19 protein-coding genes are annotated in these 26036 nt (G+C 47.3%); 5 read left to right on the top strand and 14 right to left on the bottom strand.

Annotation, left to right across the window (positions count from 1 at the left end; genetic code table 11):
* The 12 genes from PSI23_RS17200 to sfsA form a co-directional block, all read right to left on the bottom strand.
* On the bottom strand, positions 1 to 4323 hold a 4323-nt coding region (locus PSI23_RS17200), incomplete at its 3' end, for an RHS repeat-associated core domain-containing protein (RefSeq protein WP_273556238.1).
* Between the two features lie 10 nt (positions 4324 to 4333).
* Complete coding sequence (locus PSI23_RS17195) at positions 4334 to 4690, bottom strand: DUF4150 domain-containing protein (protein ID WP_273556237.1); 357 nt, start codon at positions 4688 to 4690, stop codon at positions 4334 to 4336.
* On the bottom strand, positions 4680 to 5900 hold the full coding sequence (locus PSI23_RS17190; protein ID WP_273556236.1) for a DUF2169 family type VI secretion system accessory protein: 1221 nt from the start codon (positions 5898 to 5900) through the stop codon (positions 4680 to 4682). The genes PSI23_RS17195 and PSI23_RS17190 overlap by 11 nt, the downstream gene beginning before the upstream one ends.
* A gap of 15 nt (positions 5901 to 5915) precedes the next feature.
* Positions 5916 to 7805 carry a type VI secretion system tip protein TssI/VgrG gene (tssI, locus tag PSI23_RS17185; protein WP_273556235.1) on the bottom strand — a complete coding sequence of 630 codons (1890 nt, stop codon included), beginning with the start codon at positions 7803 to 7805 and terminating at the stop codon, positions 5916 to 5918.
* A gap of 12 nt (positions 7806 to 7817) precedes the next feature.
* On the bottom strand, positions 7818 to 9554 hold the full coding sequence (locus PSI23_RS17180) for a type VI secretion system baseplate subunit TssF (RefSeq protein ID WP_273556234.1): 1737 nt from the start codon (positions 9552 to 9554) through the stop codon (positions 7818 to 7820).
* A gap of 623 nt (positions 9555 to 10177) precedes the next feature.
* The gene (panC, locus tag PSI23_RS17175) at positions 10178 to 11035 is read right to left on the bottom strand and encodes a pantoate--beta-alanine ligase (RefSeq protein ID WP_273556233.1); all 858 of its coding nucleotides are present in this window, start codon (positions 11033 to 11035) and stop codon (positions 10178 to 10180) included.
* 39 nt (positions 11036 to 11074) lie between these two features.
* A complete protein-coding gene (panB, locus tag PSI23_RS17170) occupies positions 11075 to 11869 on the bottom strand; it encodes a 3-methyl-2-oxobutanoate hydroxymethyltransferase (protein ID WP_273556232.1) in 795 nt (264 codons plus the stop codon).
* A gap of 271 nt (positions 11870 to 12140) precedes the next feature.
* On the bottom strand, positions 12141 to 12623 hold the full coding sequence (gene folK, locus PSI23_RS17165; protein ID WP_273556231.1) for a 2-amino-4-hydroxy-6-hydroxymethyldihydropteridine diphosphokinase: 483 nt from the start codon (positions 12621 to 12623) through the stop codon (positions 12141 to 12143).
* A 1-nt stretch (position 12624) separates the two neighbouring features.
* Positions 12625 to 13980, bottom strand: a complete 1356-nt coding sequence (pcnB, locus tag PSI23_RS17160; RefSeq protein WP_273556239.1) for a polynucleotide adenylyltransferase PcnB — start codon at positions 13978 to 13980, stop codon at positions 12625 to 12627.
* Between the two features lie 302 nt (positions 13981 to 14282).
* Complete coding sequence (gene gluQRS / locus PSI23_RS17155) at positions 14283 to 15170, bottom strand: tRNA glutamyl-Q(34) synthetase GluQRS (protein ID WP_273556230.1); 888 nt, start codon at positions 15168 to 15170, stop codon at positions 14283 to 14285.
* A 57-nt stretch (positions 15171 to 15227) separates the two neighbouring features.
* Positions 15228 to 15683, bottom strand: a complete 456-nt coding sequence (gene dksA, locus PSI23_RS17150) for an RNA polymerase-binding protein DksA (RefSeq protein WP_092517832.1) — start codon at positions 15681 to 15683, stop codon at positions 15228 to 15230.
* A gap of 196 nt (positions 15684 to 15879) precedes the next feature.
* The gene (gene sfsA / locus PSI23_RS17145) at positions 15880 to 16590 is read right to left on the bottom strand and encodes a DNA/RNA nuclease SfsA (protein WP_273556229.1); all 711 of its coding nucleotides are present in this window, start codon (positions 16588 to 16590) and stop codon (positions 15880 to 15882) included.
* A 91-nt stretch (positions 16591 to 16681) separates the two neighbouring features.
* Here sfsA and hrpB point away from each other — a divergent pair, with 91 nt between their 5' ends.
* Positions 16682 to 19198, top strand: coding sequence for an ATP-dependent helicase HrpB (gene hrpB, locus PSI23_RS17140; protein ID WP_273556228.1), 2517 nt, complete (start codon positions 16682 to 16684; stop codon positions 19196 to 19198).
* 99 nt (positions 19199 to 19297) lie between these two features.
* Complete coding sequence (gene mrcB / locus PSI23_RS17135; protein ID WP_273556227.1) at positions 19298 to 21772, top strand: bifunctional glycosyl transferase/transpeptidase; 2475 nt, start codon at positions 19298 to 19300, stop codon at positions 21770 to 21772.
* A gap of 125 nt (positions 21773 to 21897) precedes the next feature.
* On the opposite strand, the gene PSI23_RS23675 is transcribed toward mrcB, so the two are convergent.
* Positions 21898 to 22422 carry an NAD-dependent epimerase/dehydratase family protein gene (locus PSI23_RS23675; protein WP_309145417.1) on the bottom strand — a complete coding sequence of 175 codons (525 nt, stop codon included), beginning with the start codon at positions 22420 to 22422 and terminating at the stop codon, positions 21898 to 21900.
* A 232-nt stretch (positions 22423 to 22654) separates the two neighbouring features.
* On the opposite strand from PSI23_RS23675, the gene PSI23_RS17120 reads away from it, so the two are divergent.
* The 3 genes from PSI23_RS17120 (at position 22655) to speD (ending at position 24822) form a co-directional block, all read left to right on the top strand.
* Positions 22655 to 23002, top strand: a complete 348-nt coding sequence (locus PSI23_RS17120; RefSeq protein WP_273556225.1) for a YacC family pilotin-like protein — start codon at positions 22655 to 22657, stop codon at positions 23000 to 23002.
* A gap of 133 nt (positions 23003 to 23135) precedes the next feature.
* Entirely contained in the window at positions 23136 to 23999 is an 864-nt protein-coding gene (gene speE, locus PSI23_RS17115) for a polyamine aminopropyltransferase (RefSeq protein WP_273556224.1), read from the top strand.
* A 28-nt stretch (positions 24000 to 24027) separates the two neighbouring features.
* The gene (gene speD, locus PSI23_RS17110) at positions 24028 to 24822 is read left to right on the top strand and encodes an adenosylmethionine decarboxylase (protein WP_273556223.1); all 795 of its coding nucleotides are present in this window, start codon (positions 24028 to 24030) and stop codon (positions 24820 to 24822) included.
* An 82-nt stretch (positions 24823 to 24904) separates the two neighbouring features.
* Here speD and PSI23_RS17105 read toward each other — a convergent pair whose 3' ends face one another.
* Positions 24905 to 25453 carry a cysteine hydrolase family protein gene (locus PSI23_RS17105; RefSeq protein WP_273556222.1) on the bottom strand — a complete coding sequence of 183 codons (549 nt, stop codon included), beginning with the start codon at positions 25451 to 25453 and terminating at the stop codon, positions 24905 to 24907.
* Between the last annotated feature and the right edge of the window lie 583 nt (positions 25454 to 26036).

Here is a 26036-nt window from a genome sequence, read left to right as displayed (position 1 = left end):
AGGCTCCCCTTTATTTCCAACCCCGCCTGCTAGCCCAAGTGGATCGGTCCAATTCGCAGGGTTATGTACGTAAGAGTAAGGATTCACCCCGCCCATCAGCCCTATCGGGTCGGGCGAGATGTACTGCCCGGTCTCCGGCGAATAATAGCGGAACCGATTGTAGTATAACCCGCTTTCCTCATCCTCGAACTGGCCCATAAAACGCAGGTTACAGTTAACGTGATAGTCCGCATCATGGGCGGCGATGACCTGCGAGCGTTCCGCCCTGCCCCAAGTGGTTAACCGCTGTGCCCAGACCAGCCCGCCCGCTTCGTTGAGCATCTCGCGCGGGGTGCCCTGATGGTCACTGACAACATAGTGCAGCTTGCCCCGTTCAAAACGTGCCGCTGGCGTCAGCGCGCCGGGTTCGTACAGCCAGCGGATACTCCTGTCTTCTGCCGGAGTACCATCGGCGTAAACCGGCGTTTCCTCGATAAGTTGGTCGCCGCTCCACAGGTAAGCCTGCCCCATGATGGCATCCGCTCTCGGCACCAAATCCGGTTTGCCGGCCAGCCACAATTTTAAATTCGCGGCGGCCAGTTTTCCATCGTGAATTTTCAGTTTACGAATTCTGCGCCCAAACGGATCATATTGATAGTGCCAGCGCGAGCCGTCTGGGGTTTCACAGTGGGTGAGCCGGTTCTGGGTATCCCAGCGGTAGCACCAAGTTTGCGGACGGAAGCCGTCACACTGCTCGGTTTTCTCCACCAAACGCCCATTATCATCATAGCGATAACGGATATCCCCCTGCTGCACCACGCGCCCGGCTTGCTGGCGTTGGTTGATTTGTGCCATCGCGCCCCGCGCATCGGTCGGCAGATGTTGGCTTAAGTTGCCATTCGCATCATAACTAAATTGCTCTTCATGCGGACGCGCGCCATCGAACAAGGTATGGAGTATCTGATCGTTAATGTTGTAACGATAGCGGGTCTGTCCCCAGCGGCTGTCATCAATGACTCGGACGTTATGGGCACGATCATATTGCCAGCTGCGGTTAACTGCCGTGGCTTGTGGCGGGAAATGCGGGTCATTCTGTGCCAGAGTTTCCCTAAACAGCTTAGTCGCCTGTCCCGCAGACTGGTGCGCCAACAACCCCGTCGCAGTGTAGCGGCTGGCAAGGATAAAGCCATTGGCACTTTCGCGTACCGTTTCCCGTCCCAGCGCATCATGCTGAAAGGTCAGTGGCGCATGCTGGTTGAACTGAAAATGGTTCAGGGCACCCGGCAGGTTATAACCAAAGTGCAGGGTGTTGCCATTGATGCTTTCGCTGACCGGTCGTCCAGTCAGATTATCCCATTCACGGGTAATCTCCCGTCCGTTGATGCGTTCACAGGTGGGCAGGCCTGTGGTCTTATCGTATTCGTATTCCACCACCGCATCATCATTGACCGCTTTAACCAGCTGATGACGGTTATTGTATTCGTAGGTTGTGCTTGCCTTGAGTACCAGCTGGTTATCTTCCTGCTGCCAGCTTTCCTGTTTAGCCAGTGAACCAGCGGCAGAGTAGTGCCAGCGTAACTGCTGGCCATCTGGGTACTGTGCCTGAATGCGGCGTCCCAGCTTATCATACTGATAATCGATGGTACGTCCGGTAAAGTCGGTTTCGCGGATAATTTGACCGGCAGCATCCCGCTTATAGCAGTAGGTTTCACCGGTAGAGGCGGTAACCGTGCTAAGGCGGGTTAAACGGTCATAGCCAAATTGCAGGAGGGTGCCATCAGGGCGGATAACCTGATTGAGCAGGTCAAACGCGCCGTAAGTGTAGCGGGTGATACGGCCTTCGCCATCAGTAACCGCCACCACACGTCGTTCACTGTCATAGGCCAGTTGCTGCGTGGTGCCGTCCGGCAGTTCAACATCGGTCAGGCTGCCGTTAAGGCTGGCATGGTCGTCACTGTAACGGTAGTGAGTCTGCTGTTTGAGGGCATCGGTGAGTTGACGCAGACGGCCCAGTTCATCCAGTTGCAGGCCGGTGGTTTGCTCATCCGGCGTCATCACTGCGGCCAGCCGCTGTTGCTCATCGTAGGCGTAGTGCCACTGGCGACCATCCGGCAGTAACCGCTGGCGTAATTCACCGTGGGTGCCGTATTGGTATTCTTCTGTATGACCGAGCGGGTTGGTCAGGGCCGTCAGATTGCCCTGCTCATCGTAATGGAACTGCCAGCGCTCCCCAGTGGGCAGAATGCTTTCTGTCAGCTGCCCGTGTTCGTCATAACCGTAAGAGAAGGTTTCTCCGGTCGGCAATACCATTTCGGTCAAGGCACCATCAGGGTTGTAATCGAACGTGGTGATACCGCCTGACGGGTCGGATTCCCAGACTATCTGGCTGTGACGCCACTGGCGGCGGGTGATGCGCCCCAGTGGATCAACTTCACGGAGAACCAGCCCGTTATGATCATAGTGATGTTGGGTTTCACCGCCCTCCGCATCTATATAAGTAGTGATACGGGCGTTATCATCATAGCGGAAACGGTCGCACCAGTAGCCACTGGGTGAAGTCGTACTTAGAACCCGCCCTTGTTCATCATAAGTGAGGTTCAGATCGGTTTGGTCGGTATCATGCCAGCGGATCATGCGCCCCTGTGCGTCATATTCATGCCACAGGTGATTGTGCTGAAAAGCCTCACATTCATTCAGGTAGCCCTTTGGATCATAGTGGCAGGTCACCAGCCGCTGTTGCTTGTGCTGTTCAAGATAATCCACCGTCTGGAGCTGGTGCTCATGATAGCCTAATATTAATCGGAACCCATCTGTGCGTACGATTTCAATCAGTTGTGACTGCTTATCGTAGATAAACCGGATAGCATTCTGGCGGCGGTCAGTGATAGCTGACAGTTTGCGCGTATTCCCGACGGCGTGATTGAAATGGTAGGTACGCTGGGACTGGCGATCGGCTAGTTTCAGTTCACCCGTTAATTCGCCAGTCAGCAGGTAATGGGGAATATGTTGGTTACGGGCGAGTACCTGATTATCCGGCGTGTTGAAATCGTAAATTACCCCATCTGCATCGATGAAATTGACTTTACCGTCAACTAATACCAACTGACGTGACCAGTCATCAGTCCATTTAGGGCCAAACAGGCCGTTTAACTTGGCGGTAGAGCGATAGGTGCGGGTCAGGGTGATGGGCAATAATCCGGGGATAGCAATAACCGGCCAGACTTGCAGGAAGTCACCGGTGGCCATATCAACAGGTTCACCTTTTACACTGCAGGTTCCGGTACAACTCCCCTCCTTGTTGCTGGACGGGTTGTCAACGGGGTCTTCTTTAGTATTTTGGGGTTTGGTGGACGTGGAGTTGGCAGTTTCAGGCGGTTGATTTTTGATTTTGCCACCTGCTACTTCGGTGGCTTTGGCTTCTTCACTCAACACCTTGCTTTCAGCTTTAGCTGTTGCTTTTGCGGTGCCTTTTGCTGCCCCTTTAAGTATTCCTCCCCCTCCCAGAGCTAGGCTACCTATATCGAAAGCGAAGCCGCCCCCTTTTTCAGCATCGCTTTTCATTTCCATCTTAATCGCATCAGCATTGACCATATTAACAGCCTTTTGCTGAAGGTCAGAAATTCCGACAGGAGCGACTCCTATATATCCTAATGCCTGTTCGGCTGCGACGGCGGGGGCCGTTGCGATTGTAACCGCCCCCTTACCGAACAATTCTGCCATTTCAGGAACGGTATTCCAGAGCGCTTTTCCTGCCCCGATAGCCGCTTCCCCTGGATTATCCCAGGCTGCCTTCAGATTGTGTTTACTCTCATCAGCCCACTTTTTGAGGTCATCGCCGGTTTCCTGAAACCAGTCAACGGTTTTATCCCACATGCCTTTTTCCGCCGGAGCTTCAGGTTTAATGACCGGATTGGCATCATGGGGTGTGTTTTGGGCGGCACCGGCTTGTCCGACAACACTGCCCAGCGTGTTACCTTCACCCGTCGGGCTATCGTTCCGCGTCTTTTGAGGCAACGCTGCATTGGGTTCGGGATGACCGTCCTCTTCTTTCTCTTCTTCCCATTCTTTCTTCGGAAACTCACCATTTTTGAATTTTTCAACGGTATTTTGAGCCGTTTTCTTAAAAGACTGAGCTTCGAAGTCAGCGTCTGCCTGATTATAGTAAATGTCTAATTCGGGATCGTTTCCGTAATCGCCGTAAAAACGAGAACTTTGCCGGTATAACGTATCAGTATTGCTTAGCGCTTTCTCCGCCTCAGCCTGTGTGCGGATGTTAAATTCTTTACAATATTTTTCGGCTCTAACATCGTCGCTATCCGATGTGACAATAATCCTTTCTGACATGGTTCCTTCCCTATGCTCCGTTCATCCAGAATTTATCCCCGTGGCGCAGCACCAGCTTATTGCCGGCCCGTACCGTGCGGGTATGATCTTTCGGGTGGCATTTCCCACCTACTGTTCCGCTTTTAACGCCATTAGCGACGCCGGGCTGGTCACCCAGTGTCTGCGGCACGAAGCTCTGGGCAAACGCCACCACGGGCTGGCCGTTGGCGCGTACCGATTTCACTGCTGCGGAGCTGTCAGCCAGTTTTGCCACCACCGGATAGGGAATGGGCGGTGTAGAGGGACCCATCGGGGTTTTACACACGTCCGGCAGCATGCCGATAATCATCCATGTGCCGGCAGTACGGGCGATGTAGTTATCCGCCATGCGTATTCTCCTCTTCCAGTGGCGCCAGTTTGAGCAATGGGACATCCGGGTTGATTTCAAACCGGGCTTCAGCCACTCGCACGGGCAGGGATGCTTTGAAGCTCAATCGGCAGGTCATATGCAGCGTTCTTGCTTCGCTGTCGATAATGAGTGTGTCAGGGCGCATCGGAACGGGCAGCAGCATGCCGTTGTGCATTCGCAGCAGGATAAACGGACGATGCCCCGGCAGAGTGACATTCAAGTCTCCGTTGGGTGTCAGGCCGCTCAGGGTGATGGCGATATCGGTTTCAGGCCAGTCAATCTGCTGGTCAGCCGGTGCACCGTTCCAATAGCCAAAGTTAAAATCTTTCGGCAGATAAGGATGGCGCTGCTCCAGCCATTCGGCATCGTAAGTGCCGGCAAGCTGACGGCGGGGTAGCCACGGGCGGCCGATAAAGCTCATCCCTTGAGGCTGACAGGCTGGGGTATCAGCCGATAATGTGCCGGTCAGTTGAGCCGCAAAATACTGGGCAGTGAAGGGGGCATCCGGTCGGGTAATGCGCGGAGCAGGGTAGCGGGTGAGCTGTTTAGCGTTAGCGTACCACGGCGTAATAAACCCCGTTCCCAGTGGATTGGTTTCACAGACCGCATGAGCTATCGGGGCATTTTCACCATCCGGGTGCTGTTGGCGCTGTTCTGGTGTCAGCCGATCACTCTCTTTGAGGTATTCGCTGGCTTTGTCGTCTGCCTGAATTTTACACTCTCCACCGAAGGCGTAGCGATAATCCAACGGCAGTGTTGTAAAGGGTTTCGGTGCAGTCAGTTGCCAGTTGCCACTGGCGTCACGGATAAACTCCCGTTCACCGGTGACGGTCAGGGTTTTGTCGAGCAGGGTCAGACCCTGCTTGTTTTTTACCTGCAATCGCACGGGAAATTCGGTACAGGGACGACCATCAGGCGCATAAGCCGTGCCGTTGACAATGATGTCACAGCGCGGTTTAAACGGCGCAAGATCACTTTCCTGTAGCACCTGTGAAGCGTTCATCTGTCCGCGGTATTCATCCTGTAAACATAAAGGCGGTGCGGGCAGCAGTTCGGCGATATATTCTCCCTGTCCGGCGGGCAACAACTGGTAACCGATTTTCATCACTGCGACGTGATGCTCGGTATCTTCGACATCAAACATCTGGTAGTTCATCACCGCAAAGGGCGTCAGGTTACGAAATTCCATCCCGGTATATGCTCCTTAGTTCAGGTCAATGTCCTTGCCGATGATTTGCACCGGCCCGCTGGCCTCAAACTTGAATTCGCTGCCCTGAATAGTGATGCGTCCGGCACTGTCCATGCGCAGGGTGCTTTTGCCGCATTTCAGTTCAATCACGTCACCGGCATTAATGGACAGGGTATTGCCGACGGTAATGGATTTGTGGTTACCGACCTGTTCGGTCTGGCTTAAGGCCACGGCGGTATTCATGCTCGCCCCGACAGTAATGGCATAACCGGCACCGACTGTCAGGGTACGGGAGATGCCGACGATTTCATTGCTGGTCAGCTTCACCGTCTCTTTCTTATGCCGATTAACCTTAATGGTCTGGTTTTTCTCCACGGTTTCGCTGTGGTTCGCCAGTACATGTGTGTCACGGTTATTGAGTACCTTGGTGTTCATGTCCTTCTGGGCATGGATAAACACCTCTTCGCTGCCCTTCGCATCCTCAAAACGCAGTTCGTTGAAGCCCTCGCCCTTGTGGGTGTGAGTTTTAAACGTGGTGCGGGTTTTCTCGGCCGGTAAATCCAGTGGCGGACGGTTACGCCCGTTGTAGTTACAGCCGGTCACAATCGGGCGGTCAATATCACCGTTCAGGTAGGAGACAATCACTTCCTGCCCGATACGGGGAATAGCCATAAAACCGAAGCCGTTGCCGTTCCAGCCCTGTGCCACCCGCACCCAGCAGGAGGAGCCATCCCCCGGTTGGTCGTGGCGGTTCCAGTGGAAGTGCACCTTAATGGCCCCGTGCTCGTTGACAAAAATCTCTTCCCCTTCCGGGCCGACGACGGTTGCCAGTTCATCCCCGTCCGCCATCGGTTTGTAACGGTACGGCGGCCGCCAGTCATCACGCCCGGGAATTAAGGTGACATTGTTGGTCAGTGTCGTGCCTTCTCCAGTAATACCGGCGGCCTGAGGCTGTGAGCCATGATGGATCACGGTCACTACCTGCCAGCGGTCATTCATGGTGGCAACGGGGTGGGATTGCAGGGTAAAGATTTTACCGGGGCGCAACTGAATGCAGTTGGTATTTGCCGAACCGAGTTTGCTTTCACTGTTAAGCTGATTTAATCGTGTATCCCCGAGCGGCTGGCCTTCTTTGCTCCACGGGAAGCAACCGTAACTTTCAAATACTGAGTGTCCGGCACCGTCCGGCAATACCGATTTGGGTTGCAGGGGCTGGGAAGGACGCAGGTAGTTATAATCCTTGTGGATATATTCATCCGGACAGAGAAATTCACCGTATTGCCACTGCCATGCGGTCGTATCGGTATCATCGGTATTGTGCTGGGCGTTGTAGGTCAGGGTCAGCCCTGCGGTCATCCCCAGATGGGAATCGCTGTAAAACAACTGCTCTTCTTCAAACCAAAAAGTAATACCCTCTTCTGCGGCCAGCCGGCACCAGAAATCATAGGCAGATTCGCGTTTCTGGGTGGTGTATTCCCGCACCGGATGGTGGTCAGCATCGTCATAGAACTTGTTGCCCGACTTGATACGGTGCTCCTTGAGCAGTTGCTTCAGGATGTCCGGCACAGACAGTCGCTGAAACAAGCGGCTGTCCTGATTGAGGGTCATGCGCCACATTTCCGGGCGGATGATAAAGGCGTAAAACGTTCGCCGCCCGTCGGTATTGCCCTGTGAGGCTCCGGCTACAATGCCGTTGACGGTGCGTTCCACTTTGCCGTTGCGCAAAATGGTCAGCGAGGCATAGGCTCCCAACTGGTCATTGAGGACGACATTATCAAGGGCACAGACCACATTCAGGCTCAAGTGATAAAGCCGGGATAACCCTTCCTGTAAACTGAAATCCACCACCTGAAAGGTGGTTGCCGGGAGCGAGCCAATCTGGCAGGTAAAGACTAATCCATCCATTATTACGTTTCCTTACATGATGGGACGATAGCCCTGAAGGGGGCTGGGAGACAGACACCAGACGGTACCGGAGGATGTTCCTGTGACCGTCATCCGCAGGCGCATGTCCTGCGAGAGGCAGAACGGTAAAAACTGGTACAGGGCGTTGGCAAAGTGGAACTGTTCACCGGCGCTGGCAAAGGCGCTGTCATCCAATGTCAGCTCAATGTGCAGGCAGCGGTAGGGCTGGCCGCGGAAAATCCGGTCACCGGGAGTGGACTGAATCGCCACTATGGCGGCGGTCATGCGCTGGATATCTCGGTGGGTCGGCCGGTTCAGGTGGGGATAAAAGTCGTAATCCCGTAACAGCTGTCGGAGTGCGTCCACTGAATGCAGCCAGAACGGGCTGGCGGAATAATGGGATAGCAGCGCCCAGTGTCGGTGGCTGTCGGTCACCGGCGGATAGCTCTGTGAGCTGGGGGTAAGGTTTTTGACCTGTAAGCCATCGGGAATGTTTTCATCCGCGTGGCAGATATCGCCCGCAGCCAGCGCCGGTAACCGGCTGTCAAACGCCACAAAATGGCAGGTAAATTCCCGTTCCGGGGGGTGTGCCATCAGCCGGGCGTGGCTATCGTAGAACACCAGCGCATATTCCAGACGCCCCAGTGCATCCCGGGTGACATCAAGGGCATAGAACCACTGCTCTTCTCCCGTATCGCGGGCAAAATGGCTGAGCTGGCTGATAGGGGCAAAGGTGCAGCGCTGTCCGCGTTCTTCTTCCGGTTCATCTTTCAGCGCCAGACGGGTGACGTGCAATAGCGCTTGTCCGGCCGACAGGAGCAGCGGATAGCGGGCAGTCTCTGGTGCAAAAGGGAGCGTGACCTGCGCCTTGCGTTCCAGATTTACCACCGGCACACAGTGTAGCCGGAAGGCCTCTGCCAATTGCGATTCAGACAGCGGCAGCATGTCATCGAAGATAAGGGTAATACTGAACTGTTGGCTGTCTGTCATGGACAGGCGGCTGCTCATCACTGTGGGCAAAGCCAGCGTCAGGAAATGGTGTACGTGCGGCAGGTAAAGGGATTCCATCAGCATCTGCGGTGCCCAGTTGCCGGCAACAGCAATCGGTGGAGACAGCACCAGCCGGTCAGTGCCTGACAAGGGTGCAAAACCCAGCGGTTCCGCCGGCCAGACCTGCCCGTTGTGGTGCAGTTCGGCGTTTCTGAAATGGCGGCACAGAGCCAGCATCAGCGTATCCGCCACGGCGTCATCGGGGCTGAGAAACAGGCTTAAGGGTTTAATCGGCCAGTGGTTTTCCTTGCCGGTATACTGAAAGGTCAGGGTCAGGCGGGTAGTGTCCAGCTGATGGGTTAAATGCCGCGCCACCAGAGCCAGAGGTTCAATCGCACAGGCCCGGCTGGTGATAAATGGCACGCCGCTGTCTGTCGTGATTGTGGTGCCCCTCGGCAGGGTACAGGCAAAATCAAATTCGGTCCCGCCGTCAAACTGCACCACACTGGTGGCGGGAATACCCTTGACGGTCTGGGCCTGCAAGCGTTGCAGCAGGGGCAGAGTGATTTCAGGGAAGGCGTCATCAATTTTCTGGCGTTGACGGCCCATTAAGGCCGCAAAGCCCTCATTCAGCCGCTCAATATCCGGGTCATGACCACTGAGGCTGTCCGCCAGATGCGGTTTTTCTTCAGCGGTCAGTTGTTCAAGTTGTCGCAGGTAATGACGCTCCTGCTGGAAATAAGATTCAAATAAATCCAAAACTGCCTCTTGCAAATTCGGTATTTAATGGAAGATGTTCTTCGTGAAGTTTTTAACTCTTATCCGAAAAATAGTTGCCTATGAAATAAACAGCATAATAATTACAGACAAAAAATTTCTGCTGAAATAAGTAATTCAGTTCATCTATGACTAAAAATGGTGATGAATATTAAATGACATTCAAGTAAAAATAAAATAAAACTAAACAAAATGAACTTCATTGGTCGGCAATATCGGGGTAAAAAATTAAAATTATTGTTAATTTGGATTTATAATCTAATTTTTATGGTTTTTAGAGATATATGTGTCTGGGCTGCTTGGATTTATTGTTTTTTATTTTATTGATTTATAATAAAAAGATGTTTTTTTGATTTAAAAGCATCATGATTATTTTAAAAATGTGATCTTTATCACGTTATTATCTTAATAAAGTAATATTTTTAATGGAAAATATTTTGAACATTATCGAAATGATTTTAGGCTATTTTATTCTGCAAATATGCATTAATTATTGATTAATTAAATAGGATGGTGGAATTAATAGAGGAATTATTATAAATATTGCTTAGGGATATATGCATCATTATTATGATTCCAGTAACACATATATCCCACAATTAAAATCAGTCAGCCAAATCAACTTGCTGATTATCAATCAGCCGCGTTTGTCCTAACCATGCCGCCATCAAGATCACGGCTTTTTTGCTTTGTTCTGTCAATGGCATCAGGTTTTCTGCATCACGGATAAATAACTCATCCGGCATAAAACCTTCTTCACGCAAATGCGCAGATGTCAGTTCAATTAGCTGTTCAGTATCTCGTTCGCCATTTTTCAGCTTTTCAGCTGTACACTGCATAACTTTATTGAGCAAAGGCGCAATTTTTCTCTCTTCAGCGGACAGAAGATTATTACGTGAACTGAGTGCCAAACCATTTTTATCACGGACGATGGGCACGGAAACCAATGTAATATCGTAAGCCATATCAGCGATCATTTTGCGGATGATTTGCAATTGCTGGAAATCTTTTTCGCCGAAATAAACCAGATCTGGTTGGATCAGATTAAACAATTTACTGACAACGGTAGTGACACCACGGAAATGCCCCGCTCGGCTGGCACCTTCAAGTATATGGGAGAGTTCTGGCTCTTCGACAAAAGTTTGGTTGCCGTTTAAGCCATCTGGATACATTTCGTTAGCGTTGGGGGCAAACACTAGCTCGACATTGCGACGGCTCAGTTTTTCGCAATCTTCCTGCAATGTGCGGGGATAATTGACCAGATCGTCTTCTCGATCAAATTGCATCGGATTGACGAAAATGCTGACGATAACGACATCAGCCTGTGCTTTGGCGGTATCAACTAACGCCATATGACCATCATGCAGGTTTCCCATTGTGGGGACAAAAGCAATACGCTTGCCCGCTTGACGCCAGCGGCGGATTTCCCGGCGTAAAATTGGGATCGTTTCTATAATCAGCATTGCTGTACTCCTTTAATTAGCCGTCATGCTGGAGAATAATCATTTGAATGAATGTGCTTGGTCGGGATAGGCTCCACTTTCTACCTGTTCAATGTACAGGCGGATGGCATCCCTGATATTGCCAGTTTCTTTGAGGAAGTCTTTGGCAAATTTGGGCGGTTTTGCGGTGATGCCTAAGGCATCGTGCATAACCAAAATTTGGGCATCAGTACTATTACCGGCACCAATGCCAATCACTGGAATTGTGGTGAGCTTTTCGGTAACTTTACGTGCCAGTTCGGAAGGAACGCACTCTAACAACAGTATTTGCATACCTGAATCTTTTAGTGCGATAGCATCGGTAATCAGTTGATTTGCTGATGATTCATCACGTCCCTGAACTTTATAGCCCCCAAGGATATTAACGGATTGTGGCATCAAGCCTAAATGGATACAGACAGGAACAGAACGCTCGGTCAACATTTTCACTGTATCATTGAGCCAGCTTCCACCTTCAATTTTTACCATATTGGCACCGGCACGCATCAATTTGGCTGCATTTTCACAAGCTTGCTCTGGTGTGGCGTAACTCATGAATGGCATATCTGCGATTAAGAAAGCATTAGGGGCACCTGCGCGAACGCAACGAGTATGGTAAGCAAGATCTTCCATTGTGACAGGTAAGGTTGAATCGAATCCCTGCACAGTCATACCAAGTGAATCGCCAATTAACATGACATTGATGCCTTGTTCGGCGAAAAGATGGGCGAAACTGGCATCGTAAGCTGTAATAGTAGCGAACTTGCGTTTTTCTTTTTTTAACTGACGCAGGTCAGCCAGGGTTGTTGGTTTCATTATTATCTCCTGAATAGAGTTATACCCTTTATTTTTCAAATGGCTGTTTTATTGTCAGCTATTTGAAATTTCATTGGGTATAGAGCCTATCCTATTGGGGACTCCCAAAATATGGGTAATTCCAAAATATCCGATAGGATAGGCCCCAATTATCCAGAAATAGGCCACAGCTGTATAAGATGTTGGATTACTTTTCCTCCATAAAGCTGTTGTGTTACAACGATAACCAAAATGATGCGCAATAACTCAAATTGGCTATAACTTAAATGAGCTACAACCAAAGCGTCAGGCCATTTTCTGGAACTTGTTTCAATCGTTCTGCTAGTGTCTCCCCGTCGGGAAATACAAGGTTTGGTGCGATTTCTGCGAGTGGATAAAGCATGAATTCACGCTGTTTTAACCCGTAGTGGGGAATGGTCAAACGTTCTGTGGCGATGATGTGATCGCCAAACAGCATGATATCCAGATCGAGCGTTCTGGGTCCCCAGCGTTCATCTTTGCGGACACGCCCTTGCTCCAGTTCGATCGATTGAGTGTGATCAAGCAATGTTTCTGGTGATAATTGGGTTTCCAATGCGACGGCAAGGTTAAGGTAATCTGGTTGATCCTGTGGCCCCATTGGCTTAGTTCGGTAAAAAGATGATCGAACAACCAAAGTGGTATCAGGGATCTTTTTCAGAGCAGCAAGTGCGTTATTGACTTGCTGCAAAGGGTTGACCAGATTACTGCCAATGGCGATATAGACTCGGGTCATATTAATCGCCGTCCCTGTTTTGACGAGTAGGTTTACCACGGTGGCGTGTTCTGCGGCGAATCGGCCTGTTGCCCAGTTTTGATATCATTCCGCGCTGCTGTGTCGGTGTTGACTGTTGGAATTCAGTCCACCATTGTACTAGCTCTTTCAGGTCATTACGGGGTTCAATATTGGCACGCAACTCCAGTAAATCATACGCTGCACGGAACTTCGGATGTTCCAGCAATCTATTCGCGTGTTTTCCCTGACGATTCGGCAGGCTAAGCTGAAGTAACCAGATCTCGCGCATGATTGCGGTATAGCGTTTCGGTATCGCGATGGAGCCGCATTGTTTCATGCAAATGTCATTTATTGCTACCGAAAAGGCTTCTTTATACCGTAATCCACTTTCCTGATTCAATTGTTCCGCATGTTCAATCATTGGATACCACAGCATGGCTGCAAATAAGAAAGCGGGATTAACTCTCTTGTCGTTTTGCAAACGAAAATCAGTATTTTTCAGCACTTGTACTAACAATTTCTCCATCGGTGTATCACCATTCTGGGTGAAACCACGTTGAATAAGTGGGAACAATGGCTGGAACAGATGATATTTGCGCAGTAGTCTATAGGTCTTGTAACCTTGTCCCGACTGTAACAGTTTCAGGGATTCTTCGAACAAGCGTGCTGGTGGAATATCTTTTAACAGAAATGCAAGACGCGGGATAGGCTCAGCAGTGGCTGGTTCGATGGTCATGTCCAGTTTGCTGGCAAAGCGGACAGCACGCAGCATACGCACGGGATCTTCCCGATAGCGGATTTCTGGATCACCAATCAGACGAATGATACCTGCGTTCAGATCTGCCATTCCACCAACGTAATCCCGCAGGGCGAAATCTCCAATGCCATAATAGAGGCTATTGATCGTGAAATCGCGGCGAGCGGCGTCTTCTTCTACTGAACCGAAAATATTATCACGCAGTAACATGCCGCTTTGGGCTTTATGCGACTGATTCCGGTCATTACTTTCAATTTGATCATGTGGCCCACGGAAGGTGGCAACCTCAATCACATCAGGCCCGAACATGATATGGGCAAGGCGAAAGCGACGGCCGACAAGGCGACAGTTACGAAACAGTGTACGAACTTGCTCGGGTGTAGCATTGGTTGCTATATCAAAATCTTTGGGTTGTTTGTGCAGCAGTAGGTCGCGAACTCCACCACCAACCAGATAAGCGTCAAACCCTGACTTATTCAGGCGATTCAGAACTTTCAGGGCATTATCACTAATATCTTTGCGTGAAATTGGGTGTTGCTCTCGTGGGATCACCGTGATCGGGGAGTCCGAAGGTTTTGCCTTTGCGGATTTTTTCTTCATTTTGTCGTTTTCGGCATATGATGAAGATGGATGATTTTCTTTGCGACGTTTACGCAGAGAACTGCCCTCTATTTGAGCAGAATGGTCAGATACGGTGACTGGCCTTTCACTGACTGCCTGTGTGTTGCGTTTTACCCTGTTATCGCGGATTAACAAATTACGGCAGAAAGTTGCTACTCGGTTAAAAATGATACACCTCGATAGTGACTAATCAATTAAAACAAAAAAACAGCCGTCAATCATAACTTACTGAACATTTTTTGAGAATGCTTACAGTACCAATAGAAAGACTTTATTTAACGTTATCTATTGGCTATGTTTTTTGGCGGAACTGCATATATATTCCAACCGACGATAGCCTGCTGTAGCAGTTGATCTGTAGTGAGATCCTGCCAGCCTGCAATAGTGGGTTGATTCAAGAATGATAACGCATCAATAATCAATGGCCTTGGATCCTCTAATGAGATCGGTTGGGCATGATTTTGCTTAGAAAGTTTATTTCCCTCTTTATTTAGTACGAGAGGTAAATGCATATAATCTGGCGTTGCAAAATTCAAGTGCTGATACAGAGATAGCTGACGAACCGTTGGTTCAATTAAATCCGCTCCTCTGACAATTTCAGTGACGCCTTGATAGTTATCATCAATAACAACGACAAGATTATAGGCGAATAAACTGTCTTTGCGATAAATAATGAAATCTTCCTCAGCCATTTCAGTGGACACAGTGATGTGTCCTTGCAATTTATCATAAAAACCATAAACCGGATGGTGCTGTTTTAGACGAACTGCGGCGTTGTGATCAGGGAGGTGTAAATGTTGGCAATGACCGTTATAAAAGCCGCCTAGTTGTTGAATGTGTTGGCGGGTACAGGTACAGCAATAGCTATCTCCTTGCTGTTTTAATTGATCGAGGATGGCATGGTAAGCGTCATGGCGCTGGGATTGATAGAGCACTTCGCCATCCCAGTAAAGTCCGTAATGTTCAAGGGCTTTCAATATTCGGTCGGCAGCGCCGGGAACTTCCCGCGGGGGATCAATATCATCAATACGCATCAGCCATTTTCCGTGGCAGGCACGAGCTTGCAGATAACTGCCCAGTGCAGTCACTAGGGAACCAAAATGGAGATCGCCGGAAGGAGATGGAGCGAAGCGCCCAATATATAACGAGGAATGTTCAGGTTGAGTCATAACAGGTTCAATATAGGGGCATACGGCGCTGGATAGCGCCGTACTTAACCCTATTCGTTAGCCAGCCATTTGCTTTTCGCGAATTTCGGCCAACGTCTTACAGTCAATACATAAATCGGCTGTTGGGCGAGCTTCTAAACGGCGGATGCCAATTTCAACTCCACAGGACTCACAATAGCCAAAGTCCTCGTCTTCAACTTTTTTCAGCGTTTTTTCGATCTTTTTGATCAATTTACGCTCACGATCCCGATTACGTAATTCAAGACTGAACTCTTCTTCTTGCGCCGCACGGTCAACTGGATCAGGGAAGTTTGCTGCCTCATCTTGCATATGAGATACAGTACGGTCTACTTCATCCCTGAGTTGATTGCGCCATGCTTCCAGAATCAGCTTGAAATGCTCTAACTGGGCATCGTTCATGTATTCTTCGCCTGGCTTTCCCTGGTAAGGCTCTACCCCAGCGATGGCGAGAATGCTCAAGGACGAGGTTTTACGTTTTTGCCCTTCTTGCATAATGCTTCTCCTTACACATGCACTATCACACGACCCCCCCAACAGTAGGGGGGAAAAAATAGGCCGCTATAAATAGCAGATGACTGCGAGGTTGGCAATTGTTCCTGCCATTAGTTTTGCAATGGTGTGAAGACAGACATGTTTACTGCCTAAATATGTCGCAAAACAACTCTCATTAGCATGATCTGTTTACAAATTATCCCATTGATACAAAAGGTAATTTGTCACTCAGAACCATCCCGTTTTCTGTCATGCAAGCCTTATAACAAATTACTTCGACTCCTGATTTACATGCTTGTTCCAAAAGAAAAGCATAATCATGGTCAATATGTTTTGCTGCCGCAACCTGACTGATCCCAGAATGTAAAACAGCAAATAACAAGACAGCACGCTGGCCTTGTTGTGCTATCAATGATAGCTCACGTAAATGTTTTTGCCCCCGAATTGTGACTGCATCAGGAAAATACCCATATTTTCCCTGTAACAATGTCACTGATTTGACTTCAATATAGCAATTAACTCTTTGTTTTGACTGTAACAATAAATCTATACGGCTTTTCTCTTTTCCATAGCCAATCTCACGACTAATGTGCTCATATCCAGATAATTCCGAAATAATATTTTTGTCTATAGCTTGATGGACCAAGTCATTGGCCCTGAGAGTATTGACACAAATCCGGTGACCATCTTGGGATTGCGTCAATTCCCAGCTATTCGGGTACTTGCGTTTGGGATTGTCTGATGTGGAATACCACACGGTATCTCCTGGCGTGGCACATCCTGTCATGGCACCAGTATTGGCACAGTGTATAGTGAGTGTTTCTCCTTCTGGCGTGAGGACATCCGCAAGAAAGCGTTTATAGCGGCGGATTAAGGTAGCAGGCTTCAGGGGAGGTGAAAATTCCATAAACTTTCCTTCATAACCAGTGGGCGAATGAAATCAAAGGCGCTAATGCTACAATGGCATCCATTGAAAGTTAATTCATTATGGTGATCCTTTGTCATTACCAATTCATGACGTTGTGGAGTTAGTGATTGCTGAATTGCAAACGTCAAAACAAGTGTTATTACATGCGCCAACAGGAGCGGGAAAATCAACTGGGTTGCCATTGATGATTTTGCATCAGGCGCAGTTGGCGGGGCGCATTATTATGCTGGAACCGCGGCGAATTGCTGCCCGCAGTGTGGCAGAGCGACTGGCTGAACAACTCAATGAACCTGTTGGTATGACCGTTGGCTATCGGATGCGCTCAGAGACCAAAGTCAGTGCTTCTACACGTCTTGAAGTCGTGACAGAAGGGATACTAACACGAATGCTCCAACAAGATCCGGAATTGAGTGATGTCTCTCTCGTAATCCTTGATGAATTCCATGAACGCAGTTTACAGGCCGATCTTGCATTGGCACTGTTACTGGATGTGCAGGAAGGGTTGCGCGATGATCTGCGTATCTTGGTGATGTCTGCGACATTGGATAATCAGCGTCTCTCCTCGTTATTACCCGATGCGCCTGTAATTGTGTCAGAAGGGCGTAGCTATCCGGTAACGAGATCATATCATCCGCTTTCTCCTCATCAACCGTTTGAACAATCTGTTGCATCGGCAGTATTGCGGTTATTGCAGCAGGAGACGGGATCGTTGTTACTGTTTCTGCCTGGTGTTGGTGAAATCCAGCGGGTATTGTCACAATTGGAAGGCAAGATCAATGACGATACGCTGCTGTGTCCTTTGTATGGTGCATTGTCGTTATCAGACCAACGCAAGGCAATAGCGCCAGCTCCAGTGGGTATGCGGAAGGTCGTGCTGGCTACCAATATTGCAGAAACCAGTTTGACAATTGAAGGTATCCGTTTGGTTGTAGACAGCGGACTAGAACGCAGCAGTCGATTTGAACCGAAAAATGGCCTGACGCGCTTGATCACTCAGCGTATCAGCCAAGCATCAATGGTTCAGCGGGCTGGACGGGCTGGACGATTGGAGACAGGTATTTGCTGGCACTTATTTAGTCAGGAACAAGCCGAAAGGGCCAGAGAACACAGCGAGCCGGAGATCTTGCATTCAGATCTCAGTAGCTTGTTGCTTTCTTTATTACAGTGGGGATGTCGTGATAGCACCCAACTGCATTGGTTGGACAATCCGCCACAACCTGCACTGGCTGTCGCGGAATCCTTGTTATTGCGATTGGGAGCATTGGATGATAATCGACAATTAACTTCCCGTGGTTGGCAAATGGCGGAATCCGGCAGCGAACCACGTTTGGCGGCGATTTTATGTTCGGGTAAAGAGCGTGAGGAGAAGGAACAAAGCTATGCAGCCTTGGTAACGGCAGCGAAATTGGTTGCTATTCTGGAAGAGCCACCGCGTCGTGGGCAGCCAGATCTTCTTTATTGGATGATGACGAATCAGCGTCATTGGCAGCAACGAACCCATCAGCTTGTCAGGAATCTTGCTGATAAATTTGCTGCAAATAGCCAAGCAGATAAAAGCAAAAAGCAACGCGTTGAAAGCAATTATGAGAACAATTCTGAAAACATCAGACTGGATTTTGTTCCTGAACTATTAGTGCAGGGATTCTCAGATCGGATTGCCAAAAATCGTGATAATCTCGGGCGTTTTCAGTTGGTCACTGGGTTGGGAGTGGCTCTGGAACGTGAAGAGCCACTTTCGGGAGAGGCTTGGTTAGTTATTCCTTCATTTCAGCAGAGAAATAGCCATCCTGATGCCCGCGTTATACTCGCTTGTCCGTTGGATATTGAACAAACCATAAAGCAACATTCTCTTCTGTTTAGTGAAAATACAGCCGTTGAGTGGGATGATAATAAAGGTTCACTACGGGCATGGAAGCGTTTGCAATGTGGGCGATTAATTGTCAAAGCACAGCCATTGGCAAAACCTTCGGAATCCGAATTACAGGAAGCCTTACTGAACTGGATTAGGCAGGAAGGCTTGTTGACGTTAAATTGGTCACAGGAAGCATTGCAGTTGCGCACTCGTTTGCAAAGGGCAACAGAATGGCTACCGGAAGTGGAATGGCCAGCGGTTGATGACGAAGCGTTGTTGAATTCCCTTGAACAATGGTTGCTGCCTGCTTTGGTCGGTGTTGATGACTTAAAGGGACTGCGCCAGATTGAGCTGTCATCTTGTTTGATGGGTTTGCTTGATTGGCAGCAACGGCAAATACTGGATAATGAATTGCCTACTAATTACACTGTGCCAACTGGGAGTAGGATCACTCTCCAATATTTCAGCGATAAGCCTCCTGTATTGGCAGTTAGAATGCAGGAAATGTATGGAGAACAGCAAAATCCAGTATTGGCGAAAAGGCGAGTTCCGATAGTCATTGAGCTGTTATCTCCTGCCCATCGACCATTACAGATCACACAAGATCTTGCTGCATTTTGGCAGGGAACTTATCGTGAGGTGCAAAAAGAGATGAAAGGGCGTTATCCCAAACACTTATGGCCAGATGATCCTGCTAACACAGCACCGACGAGGCGTGTGAAAAAACATATGTAATTATTTGAAATAGTGTACTTGTGTAAAGTCATGTGCTTGTAAAATTATGCACTTGTGAAGTTATGCGACTGTATTTAATGAACATTTGGAGAATTCGGTATGTCTGATGATGATCGTCAGCCAATCGGACGCAAGGGTAAAAAATCAGGACTTCGTCGTGGGCGAACATCTAAAAAACGCAATCGGCGGGATGATTATGATGATTATGAAAATGATGATTTTGACGACGATGAGGATGAAGTCATGACTAACAAAGGGAAGAATTCCCGCGGGTCTAAGGTTCGCCAATCTAAAGGTGGGTGGCGCAGGTTTTTGTGGCTGCTGCTGAAAATTTTTATTGTACTGGCAGTACTCATTGTTATTTATGGCTTCTACTTGGATAACAAAATTCGCCATCGTATCGACGGCAAAGTCTGGGATTTGCCGGCAGCGGTATATGGTCGGGTAGTCAGCCTTGAACCGGGCATGAATTACAGCAAGGACGAAATGATTCGTTTGCTGGAAGGTATGCAGTATCGGAAAGTGACCAAAATCACCCGTGCAGGTGAATTTGTGGTCAGGGGTAACAATATTGAGATGCTACGCCGCCCATTTGATTTCCCTGACGGTAAAGAAGAGCAAATTCAGGCACGGCTGACTTTTGATAATAGCCACCTTTCCAGCATTGAAAATATGGAAAACCATCGTCAATTTGGTTTTTTCCGCCTTGACCCAAAATTGATCACCATGATGCAGTCACCGAACGGTGAACAGCGTCTGTTTGTACCGTATTCGGGCTTTCCTGATTTACTGGTGAAGACTTTATTGGAAACAGAAGATCGCTATTTTTATGAACATGATGGGGTCAGGCCGCTTTCCATTGCCCGTGCTTTACTGGCTAACCTGATGGCAGGACGTACGGTCCAGGGGGGAAGTACACTGACACAGCAATTGGTGAGAAACCTGTTTCTCTCCAATGAACGTACTTTGAGTCGCAAAGCGAATGAAGCATACATGGCGGTGCTGATGGATGCACGCTATAGCAAAGATCGCATTCTGGAATTGTACCTGAACGAAGTTTTTCTGGGGCAAAGTGGTGATGAGCAAATCCATGGCTTCCCGCTGGCGAGTTTGTACTATTTCGGGCGTCCGGTTGAAGAGCTGAGTTTGGATCAGCAAGCGTTGCTGGTGGGAATGGTCAAGGGAGCCTCGTTATATAACCCATGGCGAAATCCTAAAATTGCGCTGGAGCGACGTAATATTGTTTTGAAAATCCTCCAGAACCGAAAAATCATCGATCAGGAACTGTATGATTTGCTCAGTGCCCGTCCATTGGGTGTAAAACCGAAAAATGAATCGATTACACCGCAACCTGCTTTTATGCAATTGGTGCGTCAGGAATTGCAGGAAAAGCTGGGCGATAAAATCAATGATCTGTCAGGCGTGAAGATCTTTACGACCCTCGATCCTGTTGCGCAGGATGCTGCGGAAAAATCCGTTGAAGAGGGTGTTGCTGCTTTGAGAAAGGCACGCAAGGTTAATGATCTGGAAGGGGCAATGGTCGTTGTTGACCGTTTCAGTGGTGAGGTTCGTGCGATGGTGGGTGGTTCCCAACCACAATATGCCGGATTTAACCGAGCATTGAATGCCCGTCGTTTGATTGGTTCTCTTGCGAAACCAGCCACTTACCTGACGGCATTGAGTCAGCCGGATAAATATCGCCTGAACACTTGGCTGGCGGATGAACCTGTCTCTATCCCTCAGGCGGGCGGCAAACCCTGGGAGCCGAAAAACTTTAGTCGTACTTTCAGTGGGCGTGCCATGCTGATCGACGCATTAGCGCGTTCGATGAATGTTCCGACAGTAAATTTGGGAATGGATATTGGGCTGGATCGCATCTCCAATACCTTAGTTTCATTGGGTATTCCTGCGAAAGAGATCCAAAAGATTCCTTCTATGCTGTTAGGAGCGATTAGCCTGACCCCAATGGAAATGGCGCAGGAGTTCCAGACTATTGCCAGCGGTGGTAACCGGGCAAAACTCTCAGCGTTGCGTTCTATTATTACCGAAGATGGTACGGTGGTTTACCAGAGCTATCCACAGGCAGAGCATGTTGTACCGCCACAGGCTGCCTATCTGACACTATATGGTATGCAGCAGGTTATGGAGAGAGGTACAGGACGCTCACTGAGTGGTAAATATGGAAGATATAATCTGGCGGGTAAAACCGGAACGACCAATGATCTGCGCGATAGCTGGTTTACCGGCATTGATGGCAAGGAAGTCGTGGTTGTCTGGACTGGACGTGATAACAATGGCCCAACCAAATTGACCGGAGCGACGGGCGCACTGACTATTTACCGTCGTTATCTGGACAGTGAAACCCCACTGGAACTGAATAATCGTCCACCGGAAGGTATTGTGGATATGTCAATCAATGAAGACGGCAGTTTCAACTGTGAGGGCGGTGGTATCAGAGTATTACCGGTTTGGACTGATGATCCACAGGGATTATGTCAGCAACCGGTACAACAGCCCATAGAGGAGAATAAAGAAGAAGCTCCCGGCTGGCTGCGTGAGATGTTTGGTCAGTAATCACTTATTACTGATAGAATGCGGCTCCCTACCTATTTTTGGTAGGGAGCTTAAAGCTTGGACTCTTGAAGCTTAGTTGTTAAAACAGGATTGCAAGACAGTTATTGTGATGTAGTTAAAGTACGTCAACGGTCGAGCAATCGCAGATCAAATGACTTAAATGCATCATCTTTGGGAGAGTATCCCAATACCTTTCTGGTCTGAGTCAGATCGAGACGTTTAAATCGATTGTTGGACATTCCGTGAGCAATAAAGAAAGTAATACCTTCCACTTCAATAGCATAAGTAATCAACCGAACAGCATCCTCAGGACTTAGCCAAGCGCTCAAATCACGGGCATTTTTCAAATCATGATTATCTTTAAATTCAAAAGCCCCTATTCGCAGCACAATGGAAGAGAGGTTTTTCTGAGTTGCAAAGTACGAGCAGAGCGCTTCTCCATAGCATTTTGTGACACCATATACATTTGCAGGAGAGACCGCGATACCATCAAGTATTTGCTTATCTACAGGATATACTTCAATCGTTTGTGCACTACAGGCAAAAACAAAACGGCGGCATTGAAATTGAGATGCTACTCGAAGAAGATAAGTCGTTGCTAGAATATTTGCTGGTAATAAATCTTCAAATTCTGCGTCAGCATGGGGAATTCCAGCAAGATGAATGTGATTATTTACATACCGCTCAATACCATAAGCTCACCAAGCGCATAAAATAACATTCTATGCCACCAGAACAAACCCTATTCGTTAATGTACAATAAATTTTTTAATTGGTAGAAAAAACGGTAATTGCATCAAATTAAAGAAAATAAAGTTTGGCTAACAAAGATATTAGTGTGTTAATTTATGTAAATCGGTAGAAAATCAGTATAATGAAATTATGCAAAAAATTACCTTGCTCACATACATTCTAGCTCTGCTTATTTTTGCTCAACCGGCAAAAGCGTTGTCTGAAAATGAAGCAGAAGAGCTTGCAGATCTAGAGGCAGTTTTTATTTATCTAAAATATGACTGCGGCTATAGTCAAATCCCGAAGAGTCAAATTCAGCACGCAATTTTCTATTTTGCCCAACGTCAAAAGTGGGATCTCAGTAACTATGACATTCAGTTAATGCAGGAGTTAAAGGGATTAGGATACAACGACTTGAAGGGAATCAATCTTCCTCATGAGGCTAAATGTCGCTCTCTTGCACGGAACTCCCTCGGTTTACTCTCCTATGTAAAATAGCTCCTTTGAATACTTCTACAGGTTAATTCCATGTTGAAACTAAGTGACAACCACGTGAATAATTGGCTACTATGTGCGCTCTATATATGCGCCCAATGCCTATAAATATCACAATGGAGAGGAATACCAGAAGATGGCACAAAAAGAAATTTGGTATGAAACGTTGCATTCCAATTTCGGTCAGTATTTCGCAGTTGAAAGCGTCCTCTATCACGATAAAACTGAGCATCAAGATCTAATCATTTTCGAAAATACAGAACTAGGCCGTATTATGGCACTTGATGGTGTAGTACAAACCACAGAGCGCGATGAATTTATCTATCATGAAATGATGGCTCATGTACCACTATTTGCCCACGGTCAAGCCAAGAAAGTATTGATCATTGGCGGTGGTGATGGTGGGATGCTACGTGAAGTCTGCCGCCATAACTATCTCGACAGTATCACAATGGTAGAAATTGATGCTGGTGTCGTCGAATTCTGCCGCCAGTATTTGCCAAACCATAGCGCAGGGACCTATGACGATCCCCGTTTCAAACTAGTGATTGACGACGGCGTTAATTTTGTCAAAACTACATCTGAAAAATTTGATGTCATCATTTCTGATTGTACCGATCCCGCCGGGCCAGGTGAAAGTCTGTTTACCTCTGAATTCTATGCAGGCTGCGCTCGTTGCCTGAACGAAGGAGGTATTTTTGTAGCCCAAAACGGTGTTTGTTTCCTGCAACAAGATGAAGCTATCAATAGCCATAAGAAATTAAATCATTATTTTACTGACAGCAGTTTTTACCAAGCTGCCATTCCAACCTATTACGGTGGAATCATGATGTTTGCATGGGCAACGCAGAATACAGCCTTACGTCAGGTACCTCTGACAATACTACAACAACGTTTTGAAGGTGCGGGCATAACCTGCCGTTACTACACACCAGCTGTACATGCAGGAAGTTTTGCATTACCGCAATACTTACTGAATGCGCTATCTGGAAACCCATAACCACCCATCACCCAGGAGGTGAATTAAATTGCGCAAACTGAAATTGCACGGCTTTAATAATCTAACAAAAAGCTTGAGTTTTTGTATTTACGACATCTGTTATGCAAAAACGAATGCCGATCGCGACAGTTATATCGCGTACATTGATGAACAGTATAATGCAACCCGCCTAACTGAAATACTCAGTGAAACCTGTTCAATCATTGGTGCAAACATTCTTAATATTGCCCGCCAAGACTATGATCCACAAGGTGCGAGCGTTACCATTCTGATTAGTGAAGAACCTATTGATCCCAACCTTGTGGACAATACGGAAAACCCTGGCCCACTCCCCGATTCTGTCGTCGCCCACTTGGACAAGAGCCATATCTGTGTGCATACCTATCCGGAAAGCCATCCAGATGGCGGTATATGTACTTTCAGGGCAGATATTGAAGTGTCAACTTGCGGTGTTATTTCTCCCCTTAAGGCACTAAATTATCTGATTCATGAATTGGAATCTGATATTGTGACGATGGATTATCGTGTTCGTGGTTTTACTCGGGATGTTAATGGCGTAAAACACTATATCGATCATGAAATTAATTCCATCCAAAATTATGTGACAGAAGAAATCCAATCTCAGTACCATATGATTGATGTAAATATTTTTCAGGAAAATCTTTTCCATACCAAAATGATGTTGAAAGAATTTGATCTGAATGAATATTTATTTAATACCACAGCTGAAGAACTACGCGAAGCGGAAAAGAAAGAAATAACCCGTTTACTTAAAAAAGAGATACAGGAAATTTATTACGGTCGAAACTTACCCGATCTATAGATATTCGCACTCGACCTGATCTATTTGACTGGCAGAATATCAACCTGCCAGTTATTCATGTTTTCATCAAATATAGCGGGCTTTATTTTGGCGGTATGCCTAACTCAATACTCGTAATAATTTCAGCATCATAAATAGTTTTTAAATAATCAAGTGCAACATTCTGATCAATACCTTGATACGTGCAAACAGCATCAGATAAAACTGTGATGTCATAACCTAAAACAAATGCACTATAGGCTGTATGCCGGACACAGCAATTTGTATGCTGCCCTGCCAAAACAACTTTTGTGACACCATATTGTCGGAAAATATCTTCCAGACCAGTTCCATCAAAGGCACTATAATAATGTTTTGGAGCGACGATTTCACGTTCTGAACCAATGGGAGCCAATACTTCAATGACCTCAGCCCCCCATGTTCCTATCAAAGCATGATTTCCCCAGATGCCTACTTCGCGATCAGTTGCATGATGGGCATCATTAGCATACACCACCAACCAATCGCGTTGACTTCTGGCATAGTTGATTGCTCTCTGAATCACGGGAATAATTTTCATTGCTTCTTCTTCATTAGCGAGAACCCCCGTTACAAAATCATTCAACATATCAATTACAACTAGTGCTTTCATTTGTAATGACCTTCTTTGTTGTTTATACGCAGTTTTTCCTAAAAACAACCATAAAAAAATAAAGCGTATTCCATGAAAAAACAATATCTTCCATATTGGAAAACATTACAAATAATTCAAAGGAAAAAATTACATATAGTAAAAAGTGATATTATACAATCCTCACAAGACATAATATAACACTTAATTTTATACTTCAATCCAGCAAATTCATAAAAACACACTATTGATCTAAAAAATAATTTTAGAGAAAATATATTTAAAATATCCAATAATAAATAAAAATTAATATTATTTACAATGATTCAGTAATAAAAATAAATTGGGTATATTTAGGTAAGATAATTTATTATCTATGATATTTTTGATGAATTAATAATAAATTAATTAACTATAGTAAGATTTATTTATAAAATTAAAGAAAAAATAATGATTTAATTAATGTATTTTTAAATAACCCCCTATTCCCCTACCTCTTAGCCTCTTAGCCTCTTAGCCTCTTAGCCTCTTAGCCTCTTAGCCTCTTAGCCTCTTAGCCTCTTAGCCTCTTAGCCTCTTAGCCTCTTAGCCTCTTAGCCTCTTA

Origin of the sequence: Xenorhabdus yunnanensis (assembly GCF_028598805.1) — a bacterium.
GTDB classification, from domain to species: domain Bacteria; phylum Pseudomonadota; class Gammaproteobacteria; order Enterobacterales; family Enterobacteriaceae; genus Xenorhabdus; species Xenorhabdus yunnanensis.
Note: the sequence above shows the minus strand (reverse complement) of the source record. Positions and strands in the feature narration are given on the sequence as shown.